This is a genomic window from Nguyenibacter vanlangensis (assembly GCF_013376155.1).
In the GTDB taxonomy this organism is placed as follows: Bacteria; Pseudomonadota; Alphaproteobacteria; order Acetobacterales; family Acetobacteraceae; genus Gluconacetobacter; species Gluconacetobacter vanlangensis.
The window spans coordinates 1-1,943 of the sequence record NZ_JABXXP010000545.1 but is presented as its reverse complement, the minus strand read 5'-3'; the positions used below and the strand labels follow the sequence as shown (position 1 = coordinate 1,943).

Genomic DNA, 1,943 nt, shown 5'->3' with positions numbered 1-1,943 from the left:
CCGGCGGCGGGCGCGGCAGTGCGCAGGCGGCGGGCCAGCGCGTCGAGCACGCCGTTGACCATCTTCGGCTCGTCCCCCGAGAAGAACCCATGGGCGATGTCGAGATATTCGTTGATTACGACGCGGGTCGGCACGCCCTCGACCACCGCCAGTTCGGCGCCGGCGGCGCGCAGCAGTGCGCGCAGTACCGGGTCGAGCCGCGCGAACGGCCAGGATGACGGCAGCACGTCGACGATCAGCGCATCGACCTGCTCGCGCCGGGCGACGGCCGAGCGGGCGACCTGCTCGAACAATTTCGCATCGGCCTCAGGCACCGTACCGTCTTCATAATCCTCCGCCTGATCGCCGGGCACGCGTCCCAGCCGGTGGCGCAGAAACTGCGCGATCACCGTCTCGGGCGCGTCGTCGGCCTGCTCGATCTGGAACAGCGCCTGCACGACTGCCACGCGCGACGCGGTGCGCGACCGGGGCTTGTGGTGTGTGCCGTCTTCGTCCTGTACGCCGCTCATGGGCCTGTCTCCTGCTGCCGCTGATCCGTGAAAGGCGGCTTCATCGCCTCTTTATGCCGTCAGGTCCATAGCCCGAGGCGACCGCAGCGCCGGAATCGGCGGCCGGGACCCTGATCGCGGCCGGCCGCTCCTCGCCCGGGCCGACCGGGATCGATTCCAGGATCGCCGCGAAATCCTTGGTTTCACGAAAATCCCAATGCACGCTGGCAAAGCGGATATAGGCCACGATATCGACCTCGCGCAGCGTGTCCATCACCAGCTTGCCGATGTCGCGCGATGCGATGTCCGTCTCGCCCGATGCCTCCAACTGGCGCACCAGGCCGTTGACGATGCGGTCGATCCGGTCTTCGTCCACCGGGCGCTTGCGCAGGGCCACGCGGATCGAACGCGCCAGCTTGTCGCGCTCGAACGGCACCCTGCGCCCGTCGGCCTTGACGACATACAGGTCGCGCAGTTGCACCCGCTCGATGGTGGTAAAGCGCTGGCTGCAGGACGCGCAGATACGGCGGCGGCGAATCGCGGTTCCGTCCTCGTGCGGACGGCTGTCCTTTACCTGGGTGTCCTCGTGACCACAAAAAGGGCATCGCATGCGTGCGGGCTTCCCAACCGGCGTTGCGGCGCGTGCCGGCTGTCCGACGGGCGCCCGAGTTCGTCATCGCGGAACATGTGGCGGAAACCGCCGCCAATCGTGCCCCGGCGCGTAGCCCGCACGAAATGCGCATGAAATCGCCCGGGCGCAAGCCCGGACGTGCGATCGCCCGGTTTTCGGCGACTCAGGCTTGCTGGTAATATTCCTGCTGGTAACGTCGCAGCGAACGAACAGGCAAGGACCCCATGATGACGCGACGCGCGCTGCTGGTCGGAATGCTGGCCCTGGCGGGTACCGTTGGTGCCCGGCCGGCCCTGGCGGCAGACGCCCCCTCGCCGGCGGTGCCGGGACAGGCCCCCCCTGGACAGGCCGACGCCGGCGCCGATATCGACATACGCGATAGCTGGATGCAGATCCTGCAGCCCGACCGCCGAATCGCTACCGGCTATTTCACCATCGAAAATCGCGGCAAGGACGCCCATCTGCTGAACGGAGTGACCGCGCCGGCCTGCCATGCCCTGTATGCCCACCATACAGAGCAGGAAAGCACGGGGGAGACCGCGGCACTGTTCGACCATCTGGCGCTGCCGGCGCAGACGGTCCTGGTCTTTCCGCCGGGCGGGTATCACCTGATCTGCAGCGGGTATGACGACAGCGTGCAGCCCGGACGGCGCATTCAGGTGACGTTTCATTTCCTGGGCGGCACGACGCGAACCGTGCCGTTCGATATCCGGCCCAACCCCGACCAGACCGACGCGACGCCGTAGCACGGCCCCTGGCGACGCGGCCCGCGCGGCGTTTCCCGTCGCGGGCCACGGGGCCGGCACGTCCTCAGGCCGCGGTGG

3 protein-coding genes are annotated in these 1,943 nt (G+C 68.3%); 1 reads left to right on the top strand and 2 read right to left on the bottom strand.

From position 1 onward, the window contains the following. Together nusB and nrdR are read right to left on the bottom strand one after the other, a co-directional pair. The coding region (gene nusB, locus HUK84_RS16460; RefSeq protein WP_176641242.1) for a transcription antitermination factor NusB at positions 1-509 on the bottom strand (509 nt) is incomplete at its 3' end. A 40-nt stretch (positions 510-549) separates the two neighbouring features. After that, positions 550-1,098 carry a transcriptional regulator NrdR gene (gene nrdR / locus HUK84_RS16455; protein WP_176641241.1) on the bottom strand — a complete coding sequence of 183 codons (549 nt, stop codon included), beginning with the start codon at positions 1,096-1,098 and terminating at the stop codon, positions 550-552. Positions 1,099-1,343: 245 nt separating this feature from the next. Here nrdR and HUK84_RS16450 point away from each other — a divergent pair, with 245 nt between their 5' ends. Further along, positions 1,344-1,865: a copper chaperone PCu(A)C gene (locus HUK84_RS16450; RefSeq protein WP_246285738.1), complete on the top strand. Its 522-nt coding sequence runs from the start codon at positions 1,344-1,346 to the stop codon at positions 1,863-1,865. Positions 1,866-1,943: the final 78 nt, after the last annotated feature.

Bases quoted from the DNA above. Each gene is read 5' to 3' on its own strand.
- HUK84_RS16450 (WP_246285738.1), top strand. From the start codon at position 1,344: ATGATGACGCGACGCGCGCTGCTGGTCGGAATGCTGGCCCTGGCGGGT.
- nrdR (WP_176641241.1), bottom strand. From the start codon at position 1,098: ATGCGATGCCCTTTTTGTGGTCACGAGGACACCCAGGTAAAGGACAGC.